Source organism: Hydrogenophaga sp. L310 (assembly GCF_055703065.1).
Window position 1 is genome coordinate 12,205 of the sequence record NZ_JBVPZA010000001.1, and the last position, 26,658, is coordinate 38,862.

A 26,658-nucleotide genomic window follows, 5' to 3' on the forward strand; every position below is an offset into this window, starting at 1 on the left:
CAAAGAGGCGCTTTTCCGGCATTTGTCACATTGCAGCCTTGAACTATCATTGTTCCCGTTGCATCTCTCTGTCTTTCTGAACCCCAAATCTCATGGCCGACAAAAAAGCCGCCTCCGGTGAAAAAGCGCTCTACTGCTCGTTTTGTGGCAAGAGCCAGCACGAGGTCAAGAAGCTGATCGCCGGGCCCTCGGTGTTCATCTGCGATGAGTGCATCGAGCTGTGCAACGACATCATCCGCGACGAGTTGCCGGGACTGGAATCGGTCAAGGCGTCGGGCGATGACGTGCCTACGCCTGCCGACCTGAAGGGCAATCTCGACAGCTACGTGATCGGTCAGGAAGGGGCCAAGCGGGCTTTGGCGGTGGCGGTCTACAACCACTACAAACGCCTGCGCCACAAACAGACAGCACGCAAGGACGAGGTGGAACTGGCCAAGAGCAACATCCTGCTGATCGGTCCCACGGGTTCGGGAAAGACCTTGCTGGCCCAGACCATGGCGCGCATGCTCAACGTGCCGTTTGTCATGGCGGACGCCACCACGCTGACCGAAGCCGGCTATGTGGGCGAAGACGTGGAGAACATCGTCGCCAAGCTGCTGCAAAGTTGCAACTACGACGTCGAACGTGCCCAACAGGGCATCGTCTACATCGACGAGATCGACAAGATCACCCGCAAGTCGGACAACCCGTCCATCACGCGTGACGTGTCGGGTGAGGGTGTGCAGCAGGCCCTGCTCAAGTTGATTGAAGGCACCATGGCCTCGGTGCCGCCCCAGGGTGGCCGCAAGCATCCGAACCAGGATTTCCTGCAGGTCGACACGACCAACATCCTGTTCATCTGCGGTGGCGCCTTCGCCGGGCTGGAAAAAATCATCGAAAACCGCACCGAAGCCTCGGGCATGGGGTTCAGCGCGGTGGTCAAGAGCAAGAAGCAGCGCAGCCTGACCGACGCCTTCAAGGAAATCGAACCCGAAGACCTGATCAAGTTCGGCCTGATTCCCGAACTGGTGGGCCGCGTGCCGGTGATTGCCGCGCTGTCGGAGCTCAGTGAGGATGCGCTGGTCGAAATCCTGACCGAACCCAAGAACGCCGTGGTCAAGCAGTTTTCGCGGCTGCTGTCCATGGAAGGCGCGGAGCTGGAAGTCCGCCCCGCCGCCCTCAAAGCCATCGCGCGCAAGGCACTGGCGCGCAAGACCGGCGCGCGCGGCCTGCGCTCGATACTGGAAAACGCGCTGATCGACACCATGTTCGATCTGCCAGGCATGAGCAACGTGGAGAAAGTCGTGGTGGACGAGTCCACCATTGAAGAGAACAAGCCTCCCCTGCTGGTCTACCGCGAAGCGGCCAAACAGGCCTGAACGGTAGCGGGCATGCGTGAGTGAGTGCATGCCAAGTTGATGATGCGCCCGGTGTCGACCGCCCGCATCTGCCCATGACCCTTTTGTTGAGGTTGAGAAATGTCCGGACAAACCCCTTTGCCCAGCACGCCGGTTGACCTGCCACTGCTGCCCTTGCGCGACGTGGTGGTCTTCCCGCACATGGTGATCCCGCTGTTTGTGGGGCGCCCGAAAAGCATCAAGGCGCTGGAGTCCGCCATGGAAGCGGAGCGGCGCATCATGCTGGTGGCCCAGAAAGCCGCCGCCAAGGACGAGCCCTCCACGGAGGACATGTTCGAAATGGGTTGCATCGCCACCATCCTGCAGATGCTGAAACTGCCCGACGGCACCGTGAAGGTGCTGGTGGAGGGGGTTCAGCGTGCAAAAGTTTTGTCGATCACCGACGGTGAGACCCACTTTGTCGCCAGCGTCCACCCGGTGGACCCGGCGGTTGAGCGTGCCGACATCCTGTCGACCGAACTCGAGGCGCTGCGCCGTGCCGTGATGCAGCAGTTTGACCAGTACGTCAAACTGAACAAGAAGATCCCGTCGGAAATCCTGACCTCGATCTCCAGCATTGACGACCCCGGTCGTCTGGCCGACACCATTGCAGCCCACTTGCCGCTGAAGCTGGAGTCCAAGCAGGTCGTGCTCGATCTGGACCCGGTCAACAAGCGCCTGGAAAACCTGTTTGAGCAGCTCGAACGCGAGGTCGACATCCTCAATGTCGACAAGAAGATCCGTGGCCGGGTGAAGCGCCAGATGGAGAAGAACCAGCGTGACTTCTACCTGAACGAGCAGGTCAAGGCGATCCAGAAGGAGCTGGGCGAAGGCGAAGAGGGCGCCGACATCGAAGAGATCGAGAAGAAGATCAAGGCCGCCAAGATGCCCGCCGAGGCGCGCAAGAAGGCCGACGCCGAGTTCAAGAAGCTCAAGCTGATGTCGCCCATGTCTGCCGAGGCCACCGTGGTGCGCAACTACATCGATGCCCTGGTGGCCCTGCCCTGGAGCAAGAAGACCAAGATCAAACACGACCTGGCACACGCCGAAGCCGTACTCAACGAAGACCATTACGGTCTCGACAAGGTCAAGGACCGCATCCTCGAATACCTTGCGGTCCAGCAGCGCGTGGACAAGGTCAAGGCGCCGATCCTGTGCCTGGTCGGCCCACCCGGTGTGGGCAAAACCTCGCTCGGCCAGTCGGTGGCCAAGGCCACGGGCCGCAAATATGTTCGCATGGCCTTGGGAGGCATGCGCGACGAGGCAGAAATCCGCGGTCACCGCCGCACCTACATCGGCGCCATGCCGGGCAAGGTGCTGCAAAGCCTCTCGAAGATCGGCACGCGCAACCCGTTGTTCCTGCTCGATGAGATCGACAAGCTGGGCACCGATTTCCGCGGGGATCCGTCGAGCGCCTTGCTGGAGGTGCTGGATCCGGAGCAGAACCACACCTTTGGTGACCACTACGTCGAGGTCGATTTCGACCTGTCCGACGTGATGTTCGTCGCCACCTCGAACTCGATGAACATCCCGCCAGCCCTGCTGGACCGGATGGAAGTGATCCGCCTCTCGGGTTACACCGAAGAGGAGAAGACCAATATCGCGATCCGCTACCTGTTGCCGAAACAGCTGAAGAACAACGGCATCCGCGAAGGCGAGATGGAGGTGAAGGACGACGCGGTGCGCGACATCGTGCGCTACTACACCCGCGAAGCCGGTGTGCGTTCGCTGGAGCGTGAGCTCTCCAAGATCTGCCGCAAGGTGGTCAAGGGCCTGCTGCTCAAGAAGTACACGCCGACCGTGGTGGTCGATGCTGAAAACCTCAGCGAATTCCTGGGTGTGCGCAAGTACAGCTACGGCCGCGCCGAAGCGCAGAACCAGGTCGGCCAGGTGGTGGGTCTGGCCTGGACCGAGGTGGGTGGCGATCTGCTGACGATCGAAGTGGCCATCATGCCGGGCAAGGGCATCATCACCCGCACCGGTTCGCTGGGTGACGTGATGAAGGAGTCGGTGGAAGCGGCTCGCACGGTGGTGCGCAGCCGTGCCCGGTCACTCGGCATCAAGGACGAACAGTTCGACAAGCGCGACATCCACATCCACGTGCCCGATGGCGCCACGCCCAAGGATGGACCGAGCGCCGGTGCGGCCATGACCACGGCGCTGGTGTCCTCGCTCACGGGCATCCCGGTGCGGGCCGACGTGGCCATGACCGGAGAGATCACCTTGCGTGGTGAAGTCACCGCGATTGGTGGCTTGAAGGAAAAGCTCCTGGCGGCTTTGCGTGGCGGCATCAAGACCGTGATCATTCCCGAAGAAAACGTGAAGGATCTGGCCGAGATTCCCGACAATGTGAAGCAGGGTCTGGAGATCGTACCGGTCAAATGGATCGACAAGGTGCTGGCCATTGCGCTGGAGCGCCAGCCGGTTCCGCTGACCGACGAAGAGGTCGCTGCGCAGGTGGCCGCAGCGTCCGTGCGCCCGGCGGCACCCGCACCCGATGCCGTGAAACATTGAGTCAAAAAATTTGCGGGGGCTTGAAAAGAGGCGTTTTTCTGCGCTAGAATTCCAGCTTCTGACAAACATCAGAAACATGCGGGAATAGCTCAGTTGGTAGAGCGCAACCTTGCCAAGGTTGAGGTCGCGAGTTCGAGTCTCGTTTCCCGCTCCAGTTTTGAAAAAGGGAAGCCGAGCTTCCCTTTTTTGTCGATTGGGATGAATGGGTTTTCCGATTCATCGCATAGGGCGCGATAGCAAATCGGTTATGCAACGGATTGCAAATCCGTCTAGCCCGGTTCGACTCCGGGTCGCGCCTCCAGTCACTGGTCGGTATCAGGCATTGCGGGAATAGCTCAGTTGGTAGAGCGCAACCTTGCCAAGGTTGAGGTCGCGAGTTCGAGTCTCGTTTCCCGCTCCAACATCAAAAAAGGGGAAGCTGTGCTTCCCCTTTTTTCGTTTCCGCTCTGGGCGATCGCGGGGCCGTTGCCCGCAGTGTTCGTCAGGCGTCTGTCCATGAGGCGGCGCTGTTGGCGAACCTGCGACAATGACAGGCTGGCCTCGATGGTGAAATTGGTAGACACAGCGGACTTAAAATCCGCCGCTTTCCCGAGAGGGGGCGTACCGGTTCGACCCCGGTTCGAGGCACCACATCCCCTAGGCTTTTTCCGGTTTCACCGGTACAGTGAGTTTTCATGACCCGATACAACGCACCCTTTGAAATCCACGTGCATGGCGATGTGCCGTTGCGCGAGGATGTGGCTTATGGCCAGATTCAGGATGCGCTCAAGCCACTCTGGCAGTATGCCGGTGCCCGCTCACTGGCGGCAGCGGCCGAGAGCAGCTACGAGGACGAGCCGGGCATCCGCTTTGACGCCGAAGCTCACGTCTTGCAGATGTGCTGGACGGTACCGGGTGATGAGGATTTTCGTCAGGTGATCGAAGAGGCCTGCATGGGCCTGAACGACATCGCATCGGCGGGTGCGCCGCTCGAAGTGTCTTTCTACGATACCGAGTTCGATGAAGAAGACGAGTCCTCGGAAGATGAGGCGCGCGACGACTTCATGATGTGTTTTGTCGGCCCCACGCCGGCGGCCATCATGCAGGTGCAGCGCGACCTGCTGGTGCAGGACGTGGTGCACATCATGGAGCGGCACTTTGACGCGGCCGAGTTGGGTGATGTGGTTGGCTCGATCGACAAGCTGTTCTCGCAGCGCTTTGACGCCCTCGTCAACTCCATGCAGCTGGGCCGCCCGCCCCGAGGGCATGGTGGTGGATCCTCGGGTCACGGCGGTGGGCGCAAGCCACGCCATTTGCACTGACACATGCCTGATGGAACGGCGGTCTGCGCTGAGCGCAGGCACCGGCCTTGAGTCATCGGCGCGGCGTGAATCCGTGAGACCCTGATGGCGCTGTTTTCCACCGAAGCCCTGAACCCCGGCGTGCGCAGGCGCGAAGTGTTCGGCTGGGCCATGTACGACTTCGCCAACTCGGGCTACACCACCGTGGTGCTGACGGCGGTGTTTGCGGCCTATTTTGTCGGCGCCGTGGCCGGGGGCGCTGTCTGGGCCACGTTCGCCTGGACGCTCGCACTCAGCGTGTCGCATGCCATCGTGATGGTGACCATGCCCGCCATGGGGGCCTGGGCTGACCGCTTTGGTGCCAAGAAGCGGCTGCTGCTGTTCACCACCTTGGGCTGCGTGCTGGCGACGGCCGCACTGGCTTTTGTCGGACCCGGGATGGTGGCACTGGCGGTGCTGTTGATCATTGTTTCCAATGTCTGCTTCGCCTGGGGTGAGTCCCTGATTGCCGCGTTCCTGCCCGAACTCGCACGTCCGGCAGCCATGGGCCGGGTCAGCGGCTGGGGCTGGAGCTTTGGTTACTTCGGCGGCATGCTGGCGCTCGGCCTGAGTCTGGTGTACGTGATCCGGGCTCAGGGGCAGGGGCAGACGGCTGCCCAGTTCGTGCCCGTGACCATGTGGATCACCGCCGGGATCTTTGCGCTCGCGGCGCTGGTCACTTTCAAGCTGCTGAAGGAACGGGCCAAACCTCAGGCTCGGTCGGCTGAAGGCGGACTGAAGGCTTCATTGAGCCGCCTGCATGCGACCTACCGCAACGCCCGGCGCTACCGCGATTTCATGTGGCTGCTGGCCTGCGCGGCGGCGTACCAGGGCGGCGTGACCGTGACCATCACGCTGGCGGCCATCTACGCCGAACAGGTGATCGGGTTTGTTCAGCAGGAAACCATGGTGCTGATTTTTGTGCTCAACATTGCTGCGGCATTGGGCGCGTTTGCCTTTGGCTACTGGCAGGACCGGCTGGGTCACAAGCTCGCGCTGGGCATCACCCTGGTCGGCTGGATCGCAACTTGCATCATCGCCGCACTCACCACCACCAAAGGGGGCTTCTGGTACGCCGCGGCGATCGCGGGCTTATGCATGGGTTCCAGCCAGTCGTCCGGTCGCGCCATGGCGGGCATGCTGGCGCCCCCGAAGCAGTTGGCTGAGTTCTACGGCCTCTGGACCTTTGCAACTCGGCTGGCGAGCATCATCGGGCCGTTGAGCTATGGGGCCATCACCTGGGCCACCGGGGGCAACCAGCGGCTGGCCATTGGGTTCACGGCGCTGCTGTTTTTGCTCGGGCTCGTCTTGCTGTTGCCGGTGAACATGGAGCGGGGGCGTCGGGCCGCCTTGTCGGGTCCAGGTGCGGCGAACGGCTGACCTCTGCGTCTCCAAGCGGGTTGTTCGCCGGATCAGACGCTGATGTGAGTGGCACCCACGGTGGTGCCGAGCCAGCGCGCTGCGGCTTGCGCCAGCGGTGCCGGGTCGCCGGTGGACAGCAGCGTGATCTGCGGTGTCGCGCCATCTGAGGGGTGGGTCTCGGGCAGTCCCAGCACCGCCCGTGTGCGACGTGCCACCGGCGCGCCGGTTTCAACCAGGCGCACGGAAGGTCCCGACAGCGCCAGCAGGATGTCGGTCGCGAACGGGTAGTGCGTGCAGCCCAGCACCAGGGTGTCCATGGGGTCGGGGGTGCTGGCGTGGGCGCGCAAAGCATCCAGGTAACGTGCGCACAGTGCCCGTGTTGTGGTTTCGTCGCCGCGCTCGATCGCGTCGGCGAGGCCATCACAGGCCTGGCAGTTGAAGTGCAGTGCGCGGCTGGATTCGGACTCGATCCGGGTGCGCAGGCGGGCAAAGCGCTCACTCTCGACGGTGCCGCGCGTGGCGAGAACGCCGATGTGCCCTGTCTGGCTGAGGGCTGCAGCGGGTTTCAGCGCGGGTTCCACGCCCACGATGGGCCAGTCCGGGTGCTCCTGGCGCAGGGATTCAATGGCCATGGCGGTGGCGGTGTTGCAGGCCACCACCAGCGCGTCGACCGCTGAGTCCTGGCGCAGGCATTGTGTGATGCGATGCGCGCGCTCGGTCACCTGCGCTGCGCTGCGCCCGCCGTAGGGGGTGTAGGCCCCGTCGGCCAGGTACACGTAGCGGGCTTCCGGCATTTCGAGCAGCAGGGCGCGCAGCACGCTCAGGCCGCCCAGACCACTGTCAAAAACCCCGATGGTTTTCAAGCGGCGGCCACCGCGATGCCTTTGAACTCGCCCGAGGCGATGCGCTTGCTCCACTCTGCCGGGCCGGTGATGTGGGCGCTGGTGCCGCCCGCATCCACCGCCACGGTCACGGGCATGTCGACCACGTCGAACTCGTAGATGGCTTCCATGCCGAGGTCGGCAAAGCCCACGACCTTGGCGGTCTTGATGGCTTTGGAGACGAGGTAGGCGGCACCGCCCACGGCCATGAGGTAGGCCGATTTGTGCTTCTTGATGGCTTCGATGGCGACCGGGCCACGTTCGGCCTTGCCGACCATGGCGATCAGACCGGTTTGCGCGAGCATCATCTCGGTGAAGCCGTCCATGCGGGTGGCGGTTGTCGGACCGGCGGGGCCGACGGCCTCGCCCTTGACCGGATCGACCGGGCCGACGTAGTAGATGACGCGGTTGGTGAAGTCCACCGGCAGCTGCTCGCCCTTGGCCAGCATGTCCTGGATGCGCTTGTGCGCGGCGTCGCGGCCGGTCAGCATCTTGCCGTTGAGCAGCAGGGTGTCGCCGGGCTTCCAGCTCGCCACTTCGGCGGCGGTGAGGGCGTTGAGGTCCACCTTTTTGCTCTTCACGTAGTCGGGCGTCCAGGCCACGTCGGGCCAGAGGTCCAGGCTCGGCGGGTCGATGTAGACCGGGCCACTGCCATCGAGCACGAAGTGCGCGTGGCGCGTGGCGGCGCAGTTGGGGATCATGGCCACGGGCTTGCTGGCCGCGTGCGTGGGGTACATCTTGATCTTGACGTCGAGCACGGTGGTAAGGCCACCGAGGCCCTGCGCGCCGATGCCCAGGGCATTGACCTTGTCAAACAGCTCCAGGCGCATTTCTTCGACCTTGCTGAGCTTTTCGCCCTTGGACGCCTTGGCCTGCAGCTCGTACATGTCCAGATCGTCCATCAGGCTTTCCTTGGCCATCAGAACGGCTTTTTCAGCAGTGCCGCCGATGCCGATGCCCAGCATGCCCGGCGGGCACCAGCCGGCGCCCATGGTCGGCACGGTCTTGAGCACCCAGTCGACCACGTTGTCGCCGGGATTGAGCATCACCATCTTGGACTTGTTCTCCGAGCCGCCGCCCTTGGCCGCCACGGTCACTTCCACCGTGTTGCCGGGCACGATCTCGGTGAAGATCACGGCCGGCGTGTTGTCCTTGGTGTTCTTGCGATCAAACTGCGGGTCGGCCACGACGCTGGCGCGCAACGTGTTGTCGGGGTGGTTGTAGCCACGGCGCACGCCCTCGTTGATGGCGTCGTCCAGGCTGCCGCTGAAACCTTCCCAGCGCACGTCCATGCCCACCTTCAGGAACACGTTGACGATGCCGGTGTCCTGGCAGATCGGACGGTGGCCGGTGGCGCTCATCTTGCTGTTGGTCAGGATCTGCGCGATGGCGTCCTTGGCGGCGGCGCTCTGCTCGCGTTCGTAGGCGCGGGCCAGGTGGGCGATGTAGTCGGCCGGGTGGTAGTAGCTGATGTACTGCAGGGCGGCAGCAACGGATTCGATCAGGTCGTTCTGGCGGATGCTCGTGGTCATGGCGTGGGCTGTGTGATTGACGTGGACAACGGGTGCTGCACTGGTGGCGCGGCGCAAGGTCTGCTACGGTGGGATCAGCCTGCTATTTTGACAGGACTAGCCTTTCACCGGCTGACGACTGGAGGCCCGCCATGGATACCCGTACCGAACACGACAGCATGGGACCGATCGAGGTGCCCGCGGACCACCTGTGGGGTGCGCAAACCCAGCGTTCCCTGCAGCACTTCGACATTTCTGGCGAGCGGATGCCGCGTGAGCTGATCCGTGCGCTGGTCCGGGCCAAGCGGGCCTGTGCCGTTGTGAACCAGAGCCTTGCCGGTCTGGCGCCCGACAAGGCGCGAGCCATTGAGGCCGCGGCCGAAGAGGTGGTCAGTGGGCGGTGGGATGCCGAATTCCCGCTGGTGATCTGGCAGACCGGTTCAGGCACGCAGACCAACATGAACGTCAACGAGGTGCTGGCCAACCGCGCCAGCGAGCTGTTGGGCGGCACGCGTGGCGAGGGGCGACTGGTGCACCCGAACGACGACGTCAACCGCAGCCAGTCGTCCAACGACGTGTTTCCCACCGCCATGCACCTGGCGGCGGTGGACGGACTCACCCACCGATTGCTGCCGGCGCTGATCGCGCTGAGAGACACGCTGACCGCCAAGTCGACGGACTTTGACGGTATCGTGAAGATCGGCCGCACCCACCTTCAGGACGCCACACCGCTGACGCTGGGGCAGGAGATATCGGGCTGGGCGGCGCAGCTGTCGCATGGCGAGCACCATGTGCGTGCCGCGCTGCCGCACCTGTGCGAACTCGCGCTCGGCGGTACGGCGGTGGGTACCGGGCTCAACGCGCCAGCGGGCTTCGCCGAGCAGGTGGCCGCCGAGCTGGCCCGGTACACCGGCCTGCCGCTGGTGAGCGCACCCAACAAGTTTGAAGCGCTGGCCAGCTGCGATGCGCTGGTGCACGCCCATGGTGCTTTGAAAGGGCTGGCGGCGAGTCTGATGAAAATCGCCAACGATGTGCGCTGGCTTGCCAGTGGTCCACGCAGCGGACTGGGCGAACTGTCCATTCCCGAAAACGAACCGGGCTCGTCCATCATGCCGGGCAAGGTCAACCCGACGCAGTGCGAGGCGCTCACCATGTTGTGTTGCCAGGTCATGGGCAATGACGTGGCCATCAACATGGGTGGTTCGTCGGGCAATTTCGAACTTAATGTGTTCCGTCCGATGGTGGCCCACAACTTTCTGCAGAGCGTGCGCCTGCTGGCCGATGGCATGGCGAGCTTCCATGAGCACTGCGCGGCCGGCATCGAACCCAACCGCGAGCGCATCGCTGAAATGCTGGAGCAGTCGCTGATGCTGGTGACCGCGCTGAACCCTCACATCGGCTACGACCGTGCCGCCGAGATTGCGAAAAAAGCGCACCGGGAAGGTATGACCCTCAGAGAGGCTGCACTGGCGTCAGGTCACGTGAGCGCCGAGCAGTTTGATCGGTGGGTGGTGCCGGGCGACATGACCGGGCGTTGATGCTGCCCAGGACGCAGAATGAAAAAAAGCGGCCGGGTGGCCGCTTTTCATCCTGAGCGAGTCCGGGCGATCAGTGGGTGTTGGTCGCTGGATGCACCATCAGGCGGTCGGTCATGGCGATGGCCATGGCGCTGAGCAGGAACACCACATGAATGATGGTCTGCCACATGAGCACCTTTTCATCGTAGTTGGCCGCGTTGATGAAGGTCTTGAGCAGGTGGATGGAGCTGATGCCGATGATGGCGGTGGCCAGCTTGACCTTCAGCACCGAAGCGTTCACATGGCTCAGCCACTCGGGCTGGTCCGGGTGGCTCTCCAGGTTCATGCGGCTCACGAAGGTTTCGTAGCCACCCACGATCACCATGATCAGCAGGTTCGAGATCATGACCACGTCGATCAGCGCCAGCACCACCAGCATGATGATGGTTTCGTTGAGCGAGGTGACATCGGCCGATTCCTTGTAGCCGATGCTGTGAACCAGCGCGGCCAGCGCATCCTTGCTCCCAAAGGCCGCCTCGATCAGGTGAACCAGCTCCACCCAGAAATGGAAAACGTAGATGGCCTGAGCCAGGATCAGGCCAAGATACAGCGGCAACTGCAGCCAGCGGCTGGCAAAAATCAGGTTGGGCAGGGAGCGGATGGCGACGGGTGTTTTGACGGGAGCGGTCATGGAAATGGGTGTTTTTGCCGGAAGCGAACGTACAGAAGAAGGCGTTCGAGCCTCAGGGCTTTGGCGGCATTGTAGAGTGGCGGCGTGGTGCGCGCTGGGGGCCGTCGCGTCCATGTAAGTGGCTCGTAAGAGCCTTTGCGCACATTCATGTGTTACCTGTTCCCACAACACCTGAGGAGACTGCCCATGTCCGCGCCTTCGTCGTCGATTGAATCCACCCTGGTCGAAAACCGTGTTTTTGAACCCACCGAGGCCACCCGCAAGGCGGCGCGCATTTCGGGCATGGACGCCTACAACGCCCTCTGCGCCGAGGCCGAAAATGATTTCGAAGGTTTCTGGGCCAGGCTCGCGCGCGAAACACTGACCTGGAGCAAGCCCTTCACCAAGACGCTGGACGAGTCGAATGCGCCGTTTTACACGTGGTTCGAAGACGGCGAACTGAACGCCTCTTACAACTGCCTCGACCGCCACATGGGCACGCCGGTGGAGAACAAGACGGCGATCATCTTCGAAGCCGATGGCGGTGAAGTGACCAAAGTGACCTACAAGGAGTTGCTGGCCAAGGTGTCCCAGTTTGCCAACGCGCTCAAGGCCAGGGGTGTGAAGAAGGGTGACCGCGTCGTCATCTACATGCCCATGACGATCGAAGGCGTGGTGGCCATGCAGGCCTGTGCCCGCATCGGCGCGACGCACAGCGTGGTGTTCGGCGGCTTCTCCGCCAAGGCCCTGCAGGAACGGATTCAAAACGCCAGCGCTGTGGCGGTGATCACCGCCAACTACCAGCTGCGCGGTGGCAAGGAGCTGCCGCTCAAGTCCATCGTGGACGAAGGCATTGCCATGGGCGGCTGCGAGTGCGTCAAGGACGTGATCGTTTTCCAGCGTACGCCCACCGCCTGCAACATGGTGGCCGGTCGCGACAGCTTCATGCACGAGGTGATGGCGGCCGAGTCCACCGACTGCCCGGCTGTCATGGTGGGTGCCGAGCACCCGCTGTTCGTGCTCTACACCTCAGGCTCCACCGGCACGCCCAAGGGCGTGCAGCACAGCACCGGCGGTTACCTGCTGTGGGCCAACCTGACCATGAACTGGACCTTCGACCTGAAGGACAGCGACATCTTCTGGTGCACGGCCGACATCGGCTGGATCACTGGCCACACCTACGTGGCCTATGGCCCTCTGGCCGCTGGCGCAACCCAGATCGTGTTCGAAGGTGTGCCCACCTACCCGAACGCCGGCCGTTTCTGGCAGATGATCGAGCGCCACAAGTGCACCATCTTCTACACCGCCCCGACAGCGATCCGTTCGTTGATCAAGGCGGCCGAGGGTGACGAAAAGGTGCACCCTGCGCGCTCCGACCTGAGCAGCCTGCGCATCCTGGGTTCGGTGGGTGAGCCCATCAACCCCGAGGCCTGGATGTGGTACCACAAACACATCGGCGGCGAGCGTTGCCCGATCGTGGATACCTTCTGGCAGACCGAAACCGGTGGCCACATGATCACGCCGCTGCCGGGTGCCACGCCACTGGTGCCGGGTTCGTGCACGCTGCCGTTGCCTGGCATCACCGCCGCCATCGTCGACGAAGCCGGCATGGACGTGCCCAATGGTGCGGGTGGCATTCTGGTGGTCAAGCGGCCCTGGCCTTCGATGATCCGCACCATCTGGGGCGACCCCGAGCGTTTCAAGAAGAGCTACTTCCCCGAGGAACTCAAGGGCTACTACCTTGCCGGTGACGGCGCGGTGCGCAGTCCTGACCGCGGCTACTTCCGCATCACCGGCCGGATCGACGACGTGCTGAACGTGTCGGGCCACCGCATGGGCACGATGGAAATCGAATCGGCCCTGGTCGGCAAGACCGACCTGGTGGCTGAAGCCGCCGTGGTGGGCCGCCCGGACGACCTGACCGGCGAAGCCATTGTGGCCTTCGTCGTGCTCAAGCGCTCACGCCCCACCGGCGACGAGGCGAAGGCGATTGCCAAGGTGTTGCGCGACTGGGTGGGCAAGGAGATCGGCCCGATTGCCAAGCCCAAGGACATCCGCTTCGGTGACAACCTGCCCAAGACACGCTCGGGCAAGATCATGCGCCGCCTGCTGCGCTCGATCGCCAAGGGCGAAGCCATCACCCAGGATACCTCCACGCTGGAGAACCCGGCCATCCTGGATCAGTTGTCGGAAAACAACTGATCTTAAGTTCCTGGTGCCTTTAGTTTCCAGGAACCAGGCAACAAAAAACCCGCTGGAGACCAGCGGGTTTTTTGTTGCGGAAGCGAGAAGCGGTTTACTGCTGGCTCATCACCCATGCTGCCAGCTTCTTGGCGTCGGCAGCGTTTACTTGCGGGTTGGCGGGCATGGGAATCGCACCCCAGACGCCAGAACCACCCTTGACGATCTTTTCGGCCAGCATGTCGGCGGCCTTGGCATTGCCGGCGTACTTCTTGGCCACTTCCTTGTAGGCCGGACCAACCAGTTTCTTGTCCACCGCATGGCAGGCCATGCAGTTCTTGCTCTTGGCCAAGGCCTCGTCGGCCATGGCGGGAGCGGAGATGGCGGCCACAGCGGCCATAATCAGGAGAGCGCGTTTCATGGTGTTGTCCTAGTGGGTGAACGTGAAAAACTCACAGGCTGGATTTTACCCAGTGGGACGGCCCGGATACGCTCGCTTACAGTTACTTGCCGGGCTTTATCGGACCTTTACTGGAGGGTGTGATGTTTTTCCTCATCGCGGGCGTCGGCCTGTTGCTACTGAAGTATTTCGAGATTGGATTCGTCGCCGAGCTGTCCTGGTGGTGGGTGTTGTCGCCCTTTGCCATGGCTATGGCCTGGTGGGCCTGGGCTGACAGCACCGGCTACACCAAGCGCAAGGAAATGGAAAAGATGGACCAGAAAAAGCAGGACCGCATTGAGCGCCAGCGCCAAGCGCTGGGCATGAAGAGCAAGCGCCGCTGAGCCTGCGCTGGGCACTCACCGCTCAGTAGTTGTCGAGCACGGCGCCCCGGCTCGCGCTGGCGGCGTTGAACGCAAACTTGGCCTGCACGCCACGCGTGTAGCGGGGCACGGGAGCGGTCCAGTTGGCCCGACGGCGGGCAATTTCATCTGCAGCCACGTTGAGCTCCAACTTGAGAGCATGGGCGTCGATGGTGATGCTGTCCCCCTCGTGCACCAGGGCAATCGTGCCGCCGGCAGCGGCCTCGGGCGCCACGTGGCCCACCACCATGCCCCAGGTGCCGCCCGAGAAGCGGCCATCGGTGATCAGGCCGACGCTCTCGCCCAGCCCTGCACCGATCAGCGCACCGGTGGGCGCCAGCATCTCGGGCATGCCCGGTCCGCCCTTGGGGCCGAGGTAGCGCAGCACCATCACGTCACCGGCCTTGATCCGGCCATCCAGGATGGCCTGCAGCGCCGATTGCTCGTCGTCGAACACCCGCGCCGGGCCGGTCATCACGGGGTTCTTCAGTCCGGTGATCTTGGCCACGCAGCCCTCGGGTGACAGGTTGCCTTTGAGGATAGCCAGGTGACCCTGGGCGTACATGGGACGGTCGATGGGACGGATCACATCCTGATCGGCGCGCGGCGCGTCGGGCGCCGCCTGCAACACCTCGGCGATGGTCTGGCCGGTGATGGTGAGGCAGTCACCGTGCAGCAGGCCAGCGTTCAGCAGCATCTTCATCACCTGCGGAATGCCGCCGGCGCGGTGCAGGTCGACCGCCAGGTACCGGCCGCTGGGCTTGAGGTCGCAGAGCACCGGCGTCTTCACCCGCACGCGCTCGAAGTCGTCGATGCTCCACTCCACCTCGGCCGCGTGAGCAATGGCGAGGAAATGCAGCACGGCGTTGGTCGATCCGCCGATGGCCATGATCACGGCCACCGCGTTTTCGATGCTCTTGCGGGTGACGATGTCGCGCGGCTTGATGTCTTTGCGAATCGCCTCGATCAGCACTTTCGCCGACTCGCGGGCCGAGTTCATTTTCTCGTCGTGCGGATTGGCCATGGTGCTGGAGTAGGGCAGGGAGATGCCCAGCGCCTCGAAGGCCGAACTCATGGTGTTGGCGGTGTACATGCCGCCGCAGGAGCCCGATCCCGGGATCGCCCGCATCTCGATCTCGCGCAACTCGGCATCGCTCATGTTGCCAGCCGCGTTCTGGCCCACCGCTTCAAAAACGCTCACGATGTTCAGATCCTGGTCTTTGTAGCGCCCGGGCAGGATGGTGCCGCCGTACACGTAGATGGCCGGCACGTTGGCGCGCAGCATGCCCATGAGGCCACCAGGCATGTTCTTGTCGCAGCCACCGATCACGAGCACGCCATCCATCCACTGCCCCTGCACACAGGTCTCGATGCAGTCGGCAATCACCTCGCGGCTCACCAGCGAGTACTTCATGCCCTCGGTGCCCATGGCCATGCCGTCGGAGATGGTGGGTGTACCAAACACCTGGGCGTTGCCACCGGCTTCCTCGATGCCGGCGATGGCGGCATCGGCCAGCCGCTGCAGGCCCGAGTTGCAGGGGGTGATGGTGCTGTGGCCGTTGGCCACACCCACCATGGGCTTGACGAAGTCGGATTCTTCGTAGCCCATGGCGTAGTACATGGAGCGGTTGGGCGCGCGCGACTTTCCCTGGGTGATGTTGCGGCTGCGCGGGTTCATCGGCTGGATCGGAATGACGGTTGGTTTGGCCATGGGTGTCTCCGGTGGTGGGGTGTTGTTGTGCCTTGCTTATAGCGCGGCCGGCAATCACCTTCTGGGCGTGGGAGATAATCCAGGGCTGCGTTTTTTGCCCCCTGATCCGCCCAGACAAAGACCTCACCATGCCCGCTTACCGCTCCAAGACATCCACCGCCGGCCGCAACATGGCCGGTGCCCGCTCGCTCTGGCGTGCCACCGGCATGAAGGACGGCGATTTCAGCAAACCCATCATCGCGGTCGCCAACTCCTTCACCCAGTTCGTGCCCGGCCATGTGCACCTGAAGGACCTGGGTCAACTGGTGGCGCGTGAAATTGAAGCCGCGGGCGGTGTGGCCAAGGAGTTCAACACCATCGCTGTCGACGATGGCATCGCCATGGGCCACGACGGCATGCTCTATTCGCTGCCCAGCCGCGACCTGATCGCCGACTCGGTGGAATACATGGTCAATGCCCATTGCGCCGATGCGCTGGTCTGCATCTCCAACTGCGACAAGATCACGCCCGGGATGTTGATGGCCGCGATGCGCCTGAACATCCCGGTGGTGTTTGTCTCCGGTGGACCGATGGAAGCCGGCAAGGTGCGACTGGCCAATCCGCAAACGCAGGTGATGGAGTTCAAGAAGCTCGACCTGGTCGATGCCATGGTGATGGCGGTGGATGACAAGGTGAGCGACGCTGATCTGGCCGAAGTCGAGCGTTCGGCCTGCCCGACCTGCGGTTCCTGCTCGGGCATGTTCACCGCCAACTCGATGAACTGCCTGACCGAAGCGCTGGGCCTCTCGCTGCCGGGGAACGGCACGGTGGTGGCCACACACGCCGATCGCGAGCAGCTCTTCAAGCGCGCCGGTCGCCTGGCGGTGGAGCTGTGTGAGCGTTACTACGAGCAGGACGACACATCGGTGCTGCCGCGCTCCATGGGCTTCAAGGCCTTCGAGAACGCGATCACGCTGGACATCGCCATGGGTGGCTCGACCAACACCATCCTGCACCTGCTGGCGATCGCGCAAGAAGCTGGCATCGACTTCACGATGCAGGACATCGACCGCCTGTCGCGATCGGTGCCGCAGCTGTGCAAGGTGGCGCCCAACACCAACAAGTACCACATCGAAGACGTGCACCGCGCGGGCGGCATCATGGCGATCCTGGGTGAGCTGGACCGCGCCGGCAAGCTGCACACCGATGTGCCCACCATTCACAGCAAGACCATGAAAGACGCGCTGGATGCCTGGGACATCGCGCGTTGCCCATCGGACGAGGTCAAGACCTTCTACATGGCCGGCCCGGCCGGCATCCCCACGCAGGTGGCCTTCAGCCAAAACACCCGCTGGCCCAGCCTGGACGTGGACCGCGCCGAAGGCTGCATCCGCTCGGGCGAGCATGCTTTTTCGCAAGAAGGCGGTCTGGCGGTGTTGCATGGCAACATCGCCGTGGATGGCTGCGTGGTCAAGACCGCCGGCGTGGACGAATCGATTCTGGTGTTCGAAGGCGCTGCCTTTGTGACCGAATCGCAGGACGAGGCTGTGGCCGAGATTCTGGCCGACCACGTGAAGGCGGGCGATGTGGTGATCGTGCGCTACGAAGGCCCCAAGGGTGGCCCCGGCATGCAGGAGATGCTCTACCCGACCAGCTACATCAAGTCCAAGGGCCTGGGCAAAGCCTGCGCGCTGTTGACCGACGGCCGCTTCTCGGGCGGCACCTCGGGCCTGTCCATTGGTCACTGCTCGCCCGAAGCCGCGGCGGGCGGCGCGATCGGTCTGGTGCGCAACGGCGACAGGATCCGCATCGACATCCCCAACCGAAGCATCAACCTGCTGGTGAGCGACGAGGAACTGGCCACGCGCCGCGCCGAGCAAGACGCCAAGGGCTGGAAGCCCACGCTGCCGCGCCCACGCAAGGTGTCGGCCGCGCTCAAGGCCTATGCACTGCTGGCCACCTCGGCCGACAAGGGCGCGGTGCGCGACCTGTCCCTGCTCGGCGACTGATCCTCCTGTGACGGGCGGTCATGGCTTGCGTGCACAATCGCAAGCCATGCTGATTCATCCCCAAATTGATCCCGTCGCCCTGCAGTTGGGCCCGCTGGCCATTCACTGGTATGGGCTGACGTACCTGGCCGCTTTTGGCCTGTTCATGTTGCTGGCCCATGCGCGCCTGAAGCACGAGCCTTTCGCGTCGATCCGGGTGCCCCAACCCTGGACCCGTCGCGACACCGAGGACATCCTGTTTCTCGGTGTGATGGGCGTGGTGCTTGGTGGGCGCATCGGCTATTGCCTGTTCTACAAGCCCGCGTACTACCTGTCGCATCCGCTGGAAATCTTTGCGGTCTGGCAAGGCGGCATGAGTTTTCATGGCGGCATGCTGGGCGTGATGGCCGCCATGGTCTGGTACGCACGCAGTCGCCATCGACCCTTCATGCAGGTGATGGACTTTGTGGCGCCTTGCGTGCCCACCGGTCTGGCCGCAGGGCGCTTGGGCAACTTCATCAACGGCGAGTTGTGGGGGCGTGTCGCCGACCCGTCGTTGCCCTGGGGCATGGTGTTCCGTGGCGCGGGCGACCTGCCGCGCCATCCTTCGCAGGTCTACCAGTTCCTCATGGAGGGTGTGGTGCTCTTCGTGTTGCTGTGGCTGTACGCGCGCAAACCGCGCGCCACGGGTCAGGTTTCCTCGGTCTTCCTGTTTGGCTACGGCGTGTTCCGCTTCATTGCCGAGTTCTTCCGTGAACCTGATGCCCATCTGGGACTGCTCTCGCTCGGGATGAGCATGGGCCAATGGCTGTGTGTGCCCATGATCGTGGCTGGCGCGGGGATGTGGTGGTGGTATGGACAGCGCAGCCCGGGAGCTCGGGCATGAGCGGGACGGTTCAGTTGTTGAGCCAGGGGCCAGTGGCCCGGGTCACCCTGTCGCATCCTGGCAAGTTCAACGCGATGTCGCGCGCGATGTGGCGTGAGTTGAAGACGGTTTTCGACCACCTGCAGCTACGCACCGATCTGCGCTGCGTGATCGTGAGCGGGGAGGGTGGTCACTTCTGTGCGGGAGGCGACATCGCCGAGTACCCGGATTTTCGTTTTGACGAAGCCACCCTGCGCGCTTTTCACGAGCAGGATGTCTGGGGCGGGCTGGCGGCCATGCTGGCGTGTGACCTGCCCATCCTGGCGCAGATCGAAGGCAATTGCATGGGAGCCGGTGTCGAGATTGCATGTTGCTGTGATATCCGCATCGCAGGACAGGACGCCCGTTTTGGCGCGCCCATTGCGCGACTCGGATTTCCGATGGCACCACGGGAGGCGCAACTGGTGGCGTGTGAGGTCGGCCTGCCAGTTGCGCGTTCGATGTTGCTGGAGGCCATGGTCTTCAGTGCCGACGAGATGATGGCCAGCGGTTTTCTGCGCGCCGTGTTGCCCGGTGCCGATGTGGAGCTGGATGCCCAGGTGCGCGCGCAACGCCTGACCACACTGGCCCCGCAGGCCGCGCGCCTGAACAAGCAGACGCTGCGGCGCCTGGCGACGGCGCCACTGGACGACGGAGTCTTGGCCGACGCCTACGCTTACGCCGACAGCGCCGAACACCGCGAGGGCATCACAGCCTTCCTGGCCAAGCGGCCACCGGTCTTCTGATCCGTCTGTGCTTCATCCTGTTGTGCCGTCCATGAACAACCACAACCTGTATGCCGCCTTGCGTGCGGCGTTTCCCACCGATCTGGATCAGGTCGCGGTCGAAGACATTGAGCCCGGTGGCGGCACCGGCTTGAGCTACACATGGCGCGACCTCGACCGCGCATCCGCCATGGTGGCCAATCTGTTGGCCTCGCTCGATCTGCCTCCGGGCGCTCGCATCGCGGTGCAGGTGGAAAAATCGGTGGAGGCGATGGTGCTTTACCTGGCCACGCTGCGCTCGGGTTTTGTCTTTCTGCCGCTCAACACGGCTTACCAGAGCGCGGAGATCGCGTACTTCGTGGCCAACGCCGAACCCGCTGTGTTCGTGTGCAGCCCGCGCACCCACGGATGGGTGTCCAAGATTGCCTTCACGGCCGGCACGCGTTATGTCTTCACCCTGGACGATGATCGCAGCGGCAGTTTGCTCGAACGCGCCGCACACCACAGCGATCAGCACTCGCCGATCACCAGCGCAGCCGATGACCTGGCCGTGATCATCTACACCAGCGGCACGACGGGGCGCAGCAAGGGCGCCATGCTCACCCACGGCAACATGCTGAGCAATGCGCAGGTGTTGCGGGACTACTGGTGCTGGCAGCCCGACGATGTATTGATCCATGCCTTACCGATCTTCCATGTGCATGGTCTTTTTGTTGCCATCCATGGCGCGCTCATCAACGGCAGCCCGATGCTGTGGCTCAACAAATTCGACGCACCCAGCGTGGTGTCGCTGCTGCCGCGAGCGACGGTGTTCATGGGCGTGCCCACTCTCTACGTGCGCATGCTCGCCGAACCCGGCCTCACGCCCGAGCAGGCTGGTCACATGCGCCTGTTCATCTCCGGTTCGGCACCGCTGTTGATCGAAACCTTCAACACCTGGCAGGCCCGCACCGGGCACACCATCCTGGAACGCTACGGCATGAGCGAAACCGTCATGCTGACGTCCAACCCTTGCGCGGCTGACGCGCGCCACGGCGGGCAGATCGAGCGGCGCGGCGGCACGGTGGGGTTTCCGTTGCCCGGGGTGGAGCTGCGGGTGGTGGACGATGCGGGTGAGCCGGTACCCGTGGGTAAGGTCGGTGGCATTCAGGTGCGCGGACCCAACGTCTTCAAGGGCTACTGGCGCATGCCCGAGAAGTCCGCCGAAGAATTCACCGCCGACGGTTTCTTCAAGACCGGTGATGTGGGGCGCATCGATGCTCAAGGCTACGTGACCATCGTCGGGCGCAGCAAGGATCTGATCATCAGTGGTGGCTACAACGTCTATCCGGCCGAGATCGAAGGCTTCATCAACGAACTGCCGGGCGTGGCCGAGAGCGCCGTGGTGGGCGTGCCGCATCCGGACTTTGGCGAGGTGGGTGTGGCCGTGCTGATCGCACGACCGGGTGCCCAGTTGAACGCCGAACAGGTGCTGGTCATGCTCAAGGCGCAATTGGCGAACTTCAAGATTCCCAAGCGCTGCTTCGTGGTGAATGAACTGCCCCGCAACACCATGGGGAAGGTTCAGAAGAACCTGCTGCGCGAGCAATACAAGAGCGAATTCGCCTGAAAAATGAAACGCGCTGCGGTGGCTTTTCCGGAGCACGTGTCATCAAGCCAGAACGCGGCGAAGCCGGCTTGGCCGGGTCGCTCGCATTGCCCCTGGGGGTGTGACGCCGAAGGGCGGCGCAGGGAATCCCAGTGGCGCGGAGGTGCCAGTTACCTCAACACGAGCACAGGTGTGTGCGAATGCGTCAGCACCTGCTGGGTCTCGCTGCCCAGCAACAGGCGCTTGAGGCCTCGACGACCATGCGATGCCATCACGATCAGGTCGCATTTGTTGCGTTTGGCCGCAGCGATGATGGCTTCGGCAATCAGATCGGATTTCACGGTGATTGGCTTGACCTTCACTTCGCGGAGCTGTCCCGCCGACTTCACGGCGTTGACCGCCTCCATGGCCTCGTCCTGCCACTGCTTTTCGATGCGGGCGACTTCCGCCGCGGCCAGGGCCACACCGCCCTCAAAATAGGTCTGCGGATAGCGCGGCACCACCTTGAGTGCCACCACCTCGGCACCTGTGATATCGGCCAGATTGATGGCGTGCTCGACGGCCATTTGCGACAGTTTGGAACCGTCGGTCGCCACGAGGATGCGCTTGTACATGGTCTTCTCCAGTGAAATTGTTGTTGGACAGACAATAGGCTAACAAAGACCGCCCTGGAGTGGTTGACTTAAATCAAGCGCCAGGAGCACCAGTTGAATTACCCTCAGCGCATGAACGAGGCCGTCACCGCGCCCCCGGTGGGGTCATCGCTTGGGCGTTCCTTGCCCAGCGATCTCGCGGCCCCTGGCCGCGTCGAGCAGACGGGTGAGGGCGCGGCTGTTCCCAGCCTGTTTGGTGCGCACCGAGGCCCCCTCACCGTCACCGACAACTTCGCTGTTCTGGACGACCCGGTCGAGCAGCAGGATTTCACCCAATTCTCCGAAATCGATGGCCGCCAGGTGGCGGAGTCGGTGTTGATGGTGCAGGGCATGTACTGCGCAGCCTGTGCCGACACGGTCGAATGTGCTTTGCAGGATCTGCCTGGTGTGCAGCTTGCCCGGGTGCATGCCGCCACAAGACGCCTGACGGTGCGCTGGGATCCGACCCAGACCCGCATGTCCAACCTGGCACAAGTGGTTGGCGAGACCGGCTACCGGCTGCTTCCGATGCAACAGGCCTTGTCGATCAGCGAACGCCTGCGCGAAACCCGCCGCGCGCTGTGGCGCCTCTTTGTCGCCGGCTTCTGCGCCATGCAGGTCATGATGTACGCATGGCCAGCTTACGTGGCCGCGCCCGGTGAGATCCCTCCCGACATTGACCAGTTGCTGCGCTGGGCCAGCTGGGTGCTGAGCCTGCCGGTGGTGTTTTTTGCCAGTGGTCCGTTTTTCAGCAGCGCCTGGCGCGACCTCCTGCGGGGCCGAGTGGGGATGGACACACCGGTATCCATCGGCATTCTGGTGACTTTCATCGCGAGCTCGGCAGCCACTTTTGATCCGACCGGTCCCTGGGGCCATGAGGTCTGGTTCGACTCGCTGACCATGTTCGTTTTTTTCCTGTTGGGTGGGCGCTACCTTGAACTCAAGGCGCGCGACCGAACGGCGGGTGCACTCGACAGCCTGATGAGCCGTCTGCCCGAAGTGTGTGAGCGACTGAAGCTGGACGGCAGCCTCGAATCGGTTTCGGTTCGACGACTGCTTGTGGGCGACGTGGTGCGCGTTCAGGCGGGTCAGGCGTTTCCGGGTGATGGTGAGGTCCGCAGCGAATTCGCGACGGTCGACGAGGCCTTGCTGACGGGTGAGTCACGCCCCGTCATGCGCACGCGTGGCCAATCGGTTGTGGCCGGCAGTTTCAACCTGGGCGGCCCGGTGCTGGTGGCCGTTCAGCGCCTGGGGCGCGATACCCGGTTTGCCCAAATCGTGGCGCTGATGGAAAAAGCATCCACAGAAAAGCCGCGGCTGGCGGTGCTGGCCGACCGTATTGCGGCGCCGTTCCTGGTGATGGTGCTTTTGGCGGCCGCCTTCGCTGGCTGGTACTGGTGGCAGATCGATCACAGCAAGGCGCTGGCGGTGGCGGTGGCGGTGCTCATCGTCACCTGTCCGTGTGCGCTCTCACTGGCGACGCCCGCAGCCATGCTCACGTCGGCCGGCGCGCTGGCCCGTCGCGGCATTCTGGTCCGCCGGTTGCAGGCCTTTGAGTCACTGGCTGGGATCAACACAGTGATCTTTGACAAGACAGGGACACTCACCCATGACCAGTTGAAGCTTCAGGCTGTGCGCACCAGGGACGGCGCGGATCCGGCCCACGTGCTGTTGCTGGCGGCTTCGCTGGCACAGGGCTCGCTGCACCCCGTATCACGGGCGCTGGTCCAGGCGCAGTTCGATGCGGCAGGTGCAGACTACGTGCCCATCAGCTTCACGGACATGCAGGAGATGGCGGGTCAGGGCATGCAGGCGAAACTGTTGGACGGAGGGCCACTGCGGCTGGGATCAGCCGCATTTTGTAGCGTCAACCTTGGGGCGACCGACGAAGTGGACGGCGCGCCTCTGGCCCATCTGGCTGACGGCCAGGGATGGCTGGCCACTTTCGAGTTTCAGGAAGGTTTGCGTGAGGACGCACAGGCCGCCGTATCCGCTCTTCGCGAATTGGGCATCCAGACCTGGCTGCTGTCCGGGGACCGTAAAGCCGCCGCGCGCCAGGTCGGGCAGGCGGTGGGCGTGGACCATGTCATCGCCGGCGCCACGCCGGAACAGAAGTTGGCCGAGGTGGTGAACCTCCAGTCCAGGGGCCACCGCCTGGCTATGGTAGGTGATGGCTTGAACGATGGACCGGTGCTGGCGCGAGCCGACACCTCGTTTGCTCTTGGGCATGCAGCTCCCCTGGCACAGGCCCAATCGGACTATGTGATCCAGGGCGGCGAAGTCATGGATGTGGTCTTGACGTTGAAGCTGGCCAGGTCCACGATGCGCATTGTGCGCCAGAACCTGATATGGGCCGCGCTCTACAACGTGGTCAGCATCCCGATGGCCCTGATCGGCTGGATGCCGCCATGGCTGGCCGGGTTGGGCATGGCGGGCAGTTCTCTGCTGGTCATTGGCAACGCGCTGCGGCTGGCGACTCATATTCCTGTCCGATCCTCGGATACCCAGTCCGGTATGGGGTGGCCGGCGTAAGATCGCGCTTGTTTTCGAACCGAGGTTTCCAGAGGTATTCACCATGGACGTTTTGTATTTGCTGGTTCCGCTCTCCGTGGTTCTGGTCTTCGCCATCATCGGCATTTTCTGGTGGGCGCTCCACGCGGGGCAATTTGACAACATCGAGCGAGAAGGCGAGCGTATTCTCCGAGGTGATTGACTTAAGTCAAGGCGGCTGGCAGGGTGCCTGTAGACACTCGCCAAGTGACATTTTTGAGGAGTTCTGTATGTCCGTGACAACAAAGGCCAGCCAACCGGCGGTCTACAACGATAGTGTGGTCCGCGGGTTTGCCGTCATGTCCGTGATCTACGGCGTGGTGGGCATGCTGGTGGGTGTAATCATCGCGGCCCAGTTGACCTGGCCCGAGCTCAATATGGGCATTGAATGGCTGACCTATGGTCGCCTACGTCCGCTGCACACCAACGCGGTGATTTTTGCGTTTGGTGGGTCGGTGCTGTTTGCTACCAGCTACTACGTGGTTCAACGAACCTGTCACACCGCCTTGTTCTCGAACAAGCTGGCCTGGCTGACGTTCTGGGGCTGGAATGCGGTGATCGTCTCGGCGGTGATTACCTTGCCCATGGGTCTGACCCAGAGCAAGGAATACGCTGAGCTGATCTGGCCGATCGACTTGCTGATCACTGTGGTCTGGGTGTCCTATGCCATCGTGTTCTTCGGCACGGTCGGCATCCGCAAGGTCAAGCACATCTACGTGGCCAACTGGTTCTTTGGTGCCTACATCATCACCATTGCCCTGCTGCACATCTTCAATAACCTAGCCATCCCGACCAGCGCCACGCACTCCTACTCGGCCTACGCCGGTGTGCAGGACGCCATGGTGCAATGGTGGTACGGTCACAATGCTGTGGGCTTCTTCCTGACCGCAGCCTTCCTGGGCATGATGTATTACTTCATCCCCAAGCAGGCCGAGCGCCCGGTTTACTCCTACCGCCTGTCCATCGTCCACTTCTGGGCGCTGATCTTCACCTACATGTGGGCAGGTCCTCACCACCTGCACTACACCGCGCTGCCAGACTGGACGCAATCGGTTGGCATGGTGTTCTCCCTGATCCTGCTGGCTCCCAGCTGGGGGGGCATGATCAACGGCATCATGACGCTGTCGGGTGCCTGGCACAAACTGCGTGACGACCCCATCCTGCGTTTCCTGATCGTGTCCCTGTCGTTCTACGGCATGTCCACTTTCGAAGGCCCGATGATGTCGATCAAGACCGTCAACGCGCTGTCGCACTACACCGACTGGACCGTGGGCCACGTGCACTCCGGTGCGCTGGGCTGGGTGGGTCTGGTGTCCATGGGTTCGCTGTACTACCTGATCCCGCGCCTATTCGGCCAGAAGAAGATGTACTCAGTGCCCGCCATTGAACTGCACTTCTGGGTGGCCACCATCGGCATCGTGCTGTACATCGCAGCGATGTGGATTGCCGGCGTGATGCAAGGTCTGATGTGGCGCTCGGTCAATCCCGACGGCAGCCTGACCTACACCTTTGTCGAATCGGTGAAAGCCACCTTCCCGTTCTATGTGATCCGTCTGCTGGGTGGTTTGCTGTACCTCGGTGGCATGCTGGTCATGCTCTGGAACGTCATCATGACGATGCGCCAGGGCCGTGTTGTGGACGTGCCTGTCCTTGCCGTCAACCCTGCACACGCCTGAGGAGTAAAAACATGGCAAACAACGAAAAAATCGAAGGCCACGGACGGATCGAGACCAACAACTTCCTCATGATCGTGTTGATCACGCTTGTGGTGGCTGTGGGTGGTCTGGTTGAAATCGTGCCCCTGTTCTTCCAGAAGTCCACCACCACACCGATCGAAGGCCTCAAACCTTACAGCGCACTGCAGCTGGCCGGTCGCGATGTGTATGTCAGCGAAGGTTGCTACAACTGCCACTCGCAGATGATTCGCCCCTTCCAGGCCGAGACACTGCGTTATGGCCCTTACTCGGTCGCTGGCGAGTTCGTGTACGACCGTCCATTCCAGTGGGGCTCCAAGCGCACGGGTCCTGATCTGCATCGCGTGGGGGGCCGCTACAGTGACGAGTGGCACCGTGTGCACCTGAACAACCCGCGTGATGTGGTGCCTGAATCGAACATGCCTGCCTACGCCTTCCTGGGTGAGAAATCGGTGGATGCGGACAGCATGCCCAAGCGCATGGAAGTGCTCCGCACATTGGGCGCTCCGTACTCCGATGAGGAAATCGCCCAGTCGGTCGATGCGGTGAAGGGCAAGACCCAGATGGAAGCCGTGATCGCTTACTTGCAGGTACTGGGTACCGCTCGCAGCGCTGTCCGTCCGGTAGCTGCCGAAGTCGCTCCAGCGCCCGCCGTTGCTGATGTGACGCCAGCGACCGAGGCTGCTGCACCCGCGGCTGAAGCCGCGCCGGTTGTTGAACCAGCTCCCGCGGCGGCGACTGGTACCAACCAGTAA

General features: G+C 63.0%; 21 protein-coding genes and 4 tRNA genes. 19 read left to right on the forward strand and 6 right to left on the reverse strand.

Annotated features, from left to right (window positions below; all coding sequences use genetic code 11):
* Positions 1-92 precede the first annotated feature (92 nt).
* The 8 genes from clpX to AC0GNO_RS00090 all read left to right on the forward strand — a co-directional run bounded on the left by clpX (position 93) and on the right by AC0GNO_RS00090 (position 6,589).
* On the forward strand, positions 93-1,358 hold the full coding sequence (gene clpX / locus AC0GNO_RS00055) for an ATP-dependent Clp protease ATP-binding subunit ClpX (RefSeq protein ID WP_305360375.1): 1,266 nt from the start codon (positions 93-95) through the stop codon (positions 1,356-1,358).
* 99 nt (positions 1,359-1,457) lie between these two features.
* Positions 1,458-3,890: an endopeptidase La gene (lon, locus tag AC0GNO_RS00060; protein ID WP_472902471.1), complete on the forward strand. Its 2,433-nt coding sequence runs from the start codon at positions 1,458-1,460 to the stop codon at positions 3,888-3,890.
* Between the two features lie 78 nt (positions 3,891-3,968).
* A tRNA-Gly gene (locus AC0GNO_RS00065) sits at positions 3,969-4,044 on the forward strand.
* Between the two features lie 73 nt (positions 4,045-4,117).
* Positions 4,118-4,191 (forward strand) — tRNA-Cys (locus tag AC0GNO_RS00070).
* Between the two features lie 23 nt (positions 4,192-4,214).
* Positions 4,215-4,290 (forward strand) — tRNA-Gly (locus AC0GNO_RS00075).
* A gap of 137 nt (positions 4,291-4,427) precedes the next feature.
* A tRNA-Leu gene (locus AC0GNO_RS00080) sits at positions 4,428-4,520 on the forward strand.
* 44 nt (positions 4,521-4,564) lie between these two features.
* On the forward strand, positions 4,565-5,191 hold the full coding sequence (locus AC0GNO_RS00085; RefSeq protein WP_472902472.1) for a DUF6806 family protein: 627 nt from the start codon (positions 4,565-4,567) through the stop codon (positions 5,189-5,191).
* An 84-nt stretch (positions 5,192-5,275) separates the two neighbouring features.
* A complete protein-coding gene (locus tag AC0GNO_RS00090) occupies positions 5,276-6,589 on the forward strand; it encodes an MFS transporter (RefSeq protein ID WP_472902473.1) in 1,314 nt (437 codons plus the stop codon).
* A 32-nt stretch (positions 6,590-6,621) separates the two neighbouring features.
* Here the strand turns inward: AC0GNO_RS00090 and murI are convergent, their stop codons facing one another.
* Together murI and AC0GNO_RS00100 are read right to left on the reverse strand one after the other, a co-directional pair.
* On the reverse strand, positions 6,622-7,434 hold the full coding sequence (gene murI, locus AC0GNO_RS00095; RefSeq protein ID WP_472902474.1) for a glutamate racemase: 813 nt from the start codon (positions 7,432-7,434) through the stop codon (positions 6,622-6,624).
* Positions 7,431-8,984 carry a fumarate hydratase gene (locus AC0GNO_RS00100; RefSeq protein WP_472902475.1) on the reverse strand — a complete coding sequence of 518 codons (1,554 nt, stop codon included), beginning with the start codon at positions 8,982-8,984 and terminating at the stop codon, positions 7,431-7,433. Before AC0GNO_RS00100 ends, murI begins: the two co-directional genes overlap by 4 nt.
* Before the next feature lie 131 nt (positions 8,985-9,115).
* Between AC0GNO_RS00100 and fumC the strand changes: the two genes are divergently transcribed.
* Positions 9,116-10,501: a class II fumarate hydratase gene (fumC, locus tag AC0GNO_RS00105; RefSeq protein ID WP_472902476.1), complete on the forward strand. Its 1,386-nt coding sequence runs from the start codon at positions 9,116-9,118 to the stop codon at positions 10,499-10,501.
* A gap of 70 nt (positions 10,502-10,571) precedes the next feature.
* On the opposite strand, the gene AC0GNO_RS00110 is transcribed toward fumC, so the two are convergent.
* Positions 10,572-11,171: a TIGR00645 family protein gene (locus tag AC0GNO_RS00110; RefSeq protein ID WP_305360382.1), complete on the reverse strand. Its 600-nt coding sequence runs from the start codon at positions 11,169-11,171 to the stop codon at positions 10,572-10,574.
* A 186-nt stretch (positions 11,172-11,357) separates the two neighbouring features.
* Between AC0GNO_RS00110 and acs the strand changes: the two genes are divergently transcribed.
* Positions 11,358-13,352: an acetate--CoA ligase gene (gene acs, locus AC0GNO_RS00115; RefSeq protein WP_472902477.1), complete on the forward strand. Its 1,995-nt coding sequence runs from the start codon at positions 11,358-11,360 to the stop codon at positions 13,350-13,352.
* 94 nt (positions 13,353-13,446) lie between these two features.
* Here acs and AC0GNO_RS00120 read toward each other — a convergent pair whose 3' ends face one another.
* Positions 13,447-13,752 carry a c-type cytochrome gene (locus AC0GNO_RS00120; protein ID WP_305360384.1) on the reverse strand — a complete coding sequence of 102 codons (306 nt, stop codon included), beginning with the start codon at positions 13,750-13,752 and terminating at the stop codon, positions 13,447-13,449.
* A gap of 122 nt (positions 13,753-13,874) precedes the next feature.
* On the opposite strand from AC0GNO_RS00120, the gene AC0GNO_RS00125 reads away from it, so the two are divergent.
* Positions 13,875-14,114: a TIGR04438 family Trp-rich protein gene (locus AC0GNO_RS00125; protein ID WP_472902478.1), complete on the forward strand. Its 240-nt coding sequence runs from the start codon at positions 13,875-13,877 to the stop codon at positions 14,112-14,114.
* A gap of 22 nt (positions 14,115-14,136) precedes the next feature.
* On the opposite strand, the gene ilvD (AC0GNO_RS00130) is transcribed toward AC0GNO_RS00125, so the two are convergent.
* Positions 14,137-15,843 (reverse strand): dihydroxy-acid dehydratase, encoded by a 1,707-nt coding sequence (ilvD, locus tag AC0GNO_RS00130; RefSeq protein ID WP_472902479.1) that lies wholly within the window; start codon positions 15,841-15,843, stop codon positions 14,137-14,139.
* A gap of 128 nt (positions 15,844-15,971) precedes the next feature.
* On the opposite strand from ilvD (AC0GNO_RS00130), the gene ilvD (AC0GNO_RS00135) reads away from it, so the two are divergent.
* The 4 genes from ilvD (AC0GNO_RS00135) to AC0GNO_RS00150 are packed head-to-tail and all read left to right on the forward strand — an operon-like array spanning position 15,972 to position 21,048.
* The gene (gene ilvD / locus AC0GNO_RS00135) at positions 15,972-17,831 is read left to right on the forward strand and encodes a dihydroxy-acid dehydratase (protein WP_472902480.1); all 1,860 of its coding nucleotides are present in this window, start codon (positions 15,972-15,974) and stop codon (positions 17,829-17,831) included.
* A 46-nt stretch (positions 17,832-17,877) separates the two neighbouring features.
* Positions 17,878-18,696 carry a prolipoprotein diacylglyceryl transferase gene (lgt, locus tag AC0GNO_RS00140; protein ID WP_472902481.1) on the forward strand — a complete coding sequence of 273 codons (819 nt, stop codon included), beginning with the start codon at positions 17,878-17,880 and terminating at the stop codon, positions 18,694-18,696.
* Positions 18,693-19,460, forward strand: coding sequence for an enoyl-CoA hydratase/isomerase family protein (locus tag AC0GNO_RS00145; protein ID WP_472889466.1), 768 nt, complete (start codon positions 18,693-18,695; stop codon positions 19,458-19,460). Before lgt ends, AC0GNO_RS00145 begins: the two co-directional genes overlap by 4 nt.
* 31 nt (positions 19,461-19,491) lie before the next feature.
* Positions 19,492-21,048 (forward strand): malonate--CoA ligase, encoded by a 1,557-nt coding sequence (locus AC0GNO_RS00150; protein WP_472902482.1) that lies wholly within the window; start codon positions 19,492-19,494, stop codon positions 21,046-21,048.
* A gap of 149 nt (positions 21,049-21,197) precedes the next feature.
* Here AC0GNO_RS00150 and AC0GNO_RS00155 read toward each other — a convergent pair whose 3' ends face one another.
* Positions 21,198-21,641 (reverse strand): universal stress protein, encoded by a 444-nt coding sequence (locus AC0GNO_RS00155; RefSeq protein WP_177135124.1) that lies wholly within the window; start codon positions 21,639-21,641, stop codon positions 21,198-21,200.
* Between the two features lie 111 nt (positions 21,642-21,752).
* On the opposite strand from AC0GNO_RS00155, the gene AC0GNO_RS00160 reads away from it, so the two are divergent.
* The 4 genes from AC0GNO_RS00160 to ccoO all read left to right on the forward strand — a co-directional run bounded on the left by AC0GNO_RS00160 (position 21,753) and on the right by ccoO (position 26,658).
* Positions 21,753-24,191: a heavy metal translocating P-type ATPase gene (locus AC0GNO_RS00160; RefSeq protein ID WP_472902483.1), complete on the forward strand. Its 2,439-nt coding sequence runs from the start codon at positions 21,753-21,755 to the stop codon at positions 24,189-24,191.
* 43 nt (positions 24,192-24,234) lie between these two features.
* Complete coding sequence (ccoS, locus tag AC0GNO_RS00165) at positions 24,235-24,372, forward strand: cbb3-type cytochrome oxidase assembly protein CcoS (protein ID WP_177135122.1); 138 nt, start codon at positions 24,235-24,237, stop codon at positions 24,370-24,372.
* A gap of 67 nt (positions 24,373-24,439) precedes the next feature.
* Positions 24,440-25,885, forward strand: a complete 1,446-nt coding sequence (gene ccoN, locus AC0GNO_RS00170) for a cytochrome-c oxidase, cbb3-type subunit I (RefSeq protein ID WP_305362862.1) — start codon at positions 24,440-24,442, stop codon at positions 25,883-25,885.
* An 11-nt stretch (positions 25,886-25,896) separates the two neighbouring features.
* Positions 25,897-26,658 carry a cytochrome-c oxidase, cbb3-type subunit II gene (gene ccoO / locus AC0GNO_RS00175; protein WP_472902484.1) on the forward strand — a complete coding sequence of 254 codons (762 nt, stop codon included), beginning with the start codon at positions 25,897-25,899 and terminating at the stop codon, positions 26,656-26,658.

Bases quoted from the DNA above. Each gene is read 5' to 3' on its own strand.
- clpX (WP_305360375.1), top strand. From the start codon at position 93: ATGGCCGACAAAAAAGCCGCCTCCGGTGAAAAAGCGCTCTACTGCTCG.
- lon (WP_472902471.1), top strand. From the start codon at position 1,458: ATGTCCGGACAAACCCCTTTGCCCAGCACGCCGGTTGACCTGCCACTG.
- AC0GNO_RS00085 (WP_472902472.1), top strand. From the start codon at position 4,565: ATGACCCGATACAACGCACCCTTTGAAATCCACGTGCATGGCGATGTG.
- AC0GNO_RS00090 (WP_472902473.1), top strand. From the start codon at position 5,276: ATGGCGCTGTTTTCCACCGAAGCCCTGAACCCCGGCGTGCGCAGGCGC.
- AC0GNO_RS00100 (WP_472902475.1), bottom strand. From the start codon at position 8,984: ATGACCACGAGCATCCGCCAGAACGACCTGATCGAATCCGTTGCTGCC.
- fumC (WP_472902476.1), top strand. From the start codon at position 9,116: ATGGATACCCGTACCGAACACGACAGCATGGGACCGATCGAGGTGCCC.
- AC0GNO_RS00110 (WP_305360382.1), bottom strand. From the start codon at position 11,171: ATGACCGCTCCCGTCAAAACACCCGTCGCCATCCGCTCCCTGCCCAAC.
- acs (WP_472902477.1), top strand. From the start codon at position 11,358: ATGTCCGCGCCTTCGTCGTCGATTGAATCCACCCTGGTCGAAAACCGT.
- AC0GNO_RS00120 (WP_305360384.1), bottom strand. From the start codon at position 13,752: ATGAAACGCGCTCTCCTGATTATGGCCGCTGTGGCCGCCATCTCCGCT.
- AC0GNO_RS00125 (WP_472902478.1), top strand. From the start codon at position 13,875: ATGTTTTTCCTCATCGCGGGCGTCGGCCTGTTGCTACTGAAGTATTTC.
- ilvD (WP_472902479.1), bottom strand. From the start codon at position 15,843: ATGGCCAAACCAACCGTCATTCCGATCCAGCCGATGAACCCGCGCAGC.
- ilvD (WP_472902480.1), top strand. From the start codon at position 15,972: ATGCCCGCTTACCGCTCCAAGACATCCACCGCCGGCCGCAACATGGCC.
- lgt (WP_472902481.1), top strand. From the start codon at position 17,878: ATGCTGATTCATCCCCAAATTGATCCCGTCGCCCTGCAGTTGGGCCCG.
- AC0GNO_RS00145 (WP_472889466.1), top strand. From the start codon at position 18,693: ATGAGCGGGACGGTTCAGTTGTTGAGCCAGGGGCCAGTGGCCCGGGTC.
- AC0GNO_RS00150 (WP_472902482.1), top strand. From the start codon at position 19,492: ATGAACAACCACAACCTGTATGCCGCCTTGCGTGCGGCGTTTCCCACC.
- AC0GNO_RS00155 (WP_177135124.1), bottom strand. From the start codon at position 21,641: ATGTACAAGCGCATCCTCGTGGCGACCGACGGTTCCAAACTGTCGCAA.
- AC0GNO_RS00160 (WP_472902483.1), top strand. From the start codon at position 21,753: ATGAACGAGGCCGTCACCGCGCCCCCGGTGGGGTCATCGCTTGGGCGT.
- ccoS (WP_177135122.1), top strand. From the start codon at position 24,235: ATGGACGTTTTGTATTTGCTGGTTCCGCTCTCCGTGGTTCTGGTCTTC.
- ccoN (WP_305362862.1), top strand. From the start codon at position 24,440: ATGTCCGTGACAACAAAGGCCAGCCAACCGGCGGTCTACAACGATAGT.
- ccoO (WP_472902484.1), top strand. From the start codon at position 25,897: ATGGCAAACAACGAAAAAATCGAAGGCCACGGACGGATCGAGACCAAC.